Raw genomic sequence first — 2,643 nt, 5'->3', positions numbered from 1 at the left:
GCTCGCCCTCAACCCCGACCACCAGTACGACGTGCTCGCCATCAACGCGGCCAGCGCGTCCACGCAGATCTCGGGGCTGCCGTTCTCCGGGCCGATCGGTGGCGTCCGCGTGGCGCTCATCGACGACCAGTGGGTCGCCTTCCCCAACTTCTCGGATGCCGCGCGCTCCACGTTCGACATGGTCGTCGCCGGCCGCGTCGCAGGGGATGACGTCGCCATCATGATGGTCGAGGCCGAGTCCACCGACGCGACCTGGGACCTCGTGAAGACCGAGGGCAAGACGGCACCGACCGAGGAGGTCGTCGCGGAGGGCCTCGAGGCCGCGAAGTCGTTCATCCGGGCCCTCTGCGACGCCCAGGCCGAGCTCGCCCGGACGGCGGCCAAGCCGGTCGAGGAGTTCCCGATCTTCCTCGACTACGAGGACGACGTCTACGCGGCCGTCGAGGCGGAGGTGGCCGACGAGGCCGCCAAGGCGCTCTCCATCCCCGGCAAGCAGGAGCGGGAGGACCGTCTCGAGGAGATCAAGTCCGCGCTGCACCTCAAGCTCGTCGGTGACGCGGACGGCATCCACGACGGTGGCGCGGAGGGGCCGTTCATCGGCCGCCAGAAGGAGGTCTCGGCCGCCTTCCGCTCGGTCCAGAAGAAGCTCGTGCGCGAGCGCATCCTGCGCGACAAGGTCCGCATCGACGGTCGTGGCCTCGCCGACATCCGGGCGCTGTCCGCCGAGGTCGAGGTGCTCCCGCGCGTCCACGGGTCGGCGATCTTCGAGCGTGGCGAGACCCAGATCATGGGCGTGACGACCCTGAACATGCTCCGCATGGAGCAGCAGCTCGACACCCTCTCGCCGGTCACCCGGAAGCGCTACATGCACAACTACAACTTCCCGCCCTACTCCACCGGTGAGACCGGCCGGGTGGGGTCCCCGAAGCGTCGCGAGGTGGGCCACGGCGCGCTCGCCGAGCGGGCCCTCATGCCGGTCCTGCCGACGCGTGAGGAGTTCCCCTACGCCATCCGCCAGGTGTCGGAGGCGCTGGGCTCCAACGGGTCGACGTCGATGGGATCTGTCTGCGCCTCGACCTTGTCGCTGCTCAACGCCGGTGTCCCGCTGCGAGCCCCGGTTGCCGGCATCGCGATGGGCCTCATCTCGGCCGAGGTGGACGGGCAGATGCAGTACGCCGCCCTGACCGACATCCTCGGCGCCGAGGACGCCTTCGGCGACATGGACTTCAAGGTCGCCGGAACCCGCGAGTTCGTCACGGCCATCCAGCTCGACACCAAGCTCGACGGCATCCCCGCCGACGTGCTCGGCAGCGCGCTGACCCAGGCCCGCGACGCCCGCCTGCACATCCTCGACGTCATGAACGAGGCGATCGACGCACCCGACGAGATGAGCCCCTTCGCTCCTCGCGTCATCTCGGTTCAGGTCCCCGTCGACAAGATCGGCGAGGTCATCGGGCCCAAGGGCAAGATGATCAACCAGATCCAGGACGAGACCGGCGCGGACATCTCCATCGAGGACGACGGCACGGTCTACATCGGGGCGACCGACGGCCCGTCGGCCGAGGCGGCCCGCGCGATGATCAACGCCATCGCCAACCCCCAGATGCCGGAGATCGGCGAGCGCTTCCTCGGGACGGTCGTCAAGACGACGACCTTCGGTGCGTTCATCTCGCTCCTGCCGGGCAAGGACGGCCTCCTCCACATCTCGGAGGTGCGCAAGCTCGTCGGGGGCAAGCGGATCGACGCCGTCGAGGACGTCCTCGCCGTGGGCCAGAAGGTCCAGGTCGAGCTCAAGGAGATCGACCCGCGCGGCAAGCTGTCGCTCGCAGCGGTCCTCGCCGAGGGCGAGACCGGTGACGAGCAGGCCTCGCCCGGGCCTGTCGAGGACACCGGGGCCAGCGAGACACCGGCACTCGTGGTCAACGCCGACGCGGCGCCGGACGCCCCGGTCGCTGAAGGTGAGCACGAGGAGCGCGGCGAGCGCCGCCAGCGGAACCGCCGTCGTGGTGGCAACCGCGGACGTGGTGAGCGTTCGGACGCCGAGAGCGCGTCGACCGACGCCTGAGCCGGCGTCGGCGTCACCGCAACCGTACGACGAGGGCCCCGCACCGACCGGTGTGGGGCCCTCGTCGTCCCCCGCCGCGGTCCGGGCTCTTCGGCGCGTGCGAGGTTCCGTCAGGCGGAGTGACTCGGCACCACGGGTACGGCGCTCCAGCGCATCTCCATCCGCACCCGACCGTCATCCGCGGTGACCGGGACCCAGCGCACGGACATGCCCGTGCGGGTGGTGGTGGGGTGGACCTTCTTCATGGGGGAGCCCTCAGGGTCGTCGTCGTGGAGTGTCGCCCATGGTAACGGAGGGTGTCGGGAAGGTGAACGGCAGGTGAACAGCAGCGCCGTGACTACAGTTCGCTGCATGAGCGCGATCAAGGTCTCGGTGGTCGGCGCCGGCGGCCGGATGGGCTCGACCGTCTGCGGGGCCGTCGAGGCGGCCGAGGACCTCGAGCTGGTCGGCCGGTTCGACCAGGGGGACGATCTCGGAGACCTCGCCGGGGCCGATGTCGCGGTGGAGTTCTCCGTCCCCGACGCGTCTCCCGGCAATGTCGCGCACTGCATCGCCCAGGGCGTCCATGTCGTCGTCGG

2 protein-coding genes and 1 pseudogene are annotated in these 2,643 nt (G+C 70.2%); 2 read left to right on the top strand and 1 reads right to left on the bottom strand.

What is annotated here, in order from left to right:
- Positions 1-2,065 (top strand): polyribonucleotide nucleotidyltransferase (locus VJN29_RS11935; protein WP_324143853.1); only part of this gene is annotated, 2,065 nt, incomplete at its 5' end.
- A 110-nt stretch (positions 2,066-2,175) separates the two neighbouring features.
- Here the strand turns inward: VJN29_RS11935 and VJN29_RS11930 are convergent.
- Positions 2,176-2,310 carry a hypothetical protein gene (locus tag VJN29_RS11930; protein WP_324143852.1) on the bottom strand — a complete coding sequence of 45 codons (135 nt, stop codon included), beginning with the start codon at positions 2,308-2,310 and terminating at the stop codon, positions 2,176-2,178.
- A 106-nt stretch (positions 2,311-2,416) separates the two neighbouring features.
- Between VJN29_RS11930 and VJN29_RS11925 the strand changes: the two are divergent.
- Positions 2,417-2,643: pseudogene (locus VJN29_RS11925) on the top strand (4-hydroxy-tetrahydrodipicolinate reductase); the annotation flags it as partial.

It is taken from the genome of Intrasporangium sp., assembly GCF_035280925.1.
Classification (GTDB): Bacteria; Actinomycetota; Actinomycetes; order Actinomycetales; family Dermatophilaceae; genus Intrasporangium.
Note: the sequence above shows the minus strand (reverse complement) of the source record. Positions and strands in the feature narration are given on the sequence as shown.

Excerpts from the sequence above, each read along its gene's own strand:
- VJN29_RS11930 (WP_324143852.1), bottom strand. The coding sequence starts at position 2,310 with ATGAAGAAGGTCCACCCCACCACCACCCGCACGGGCATGTCCGTGCGC.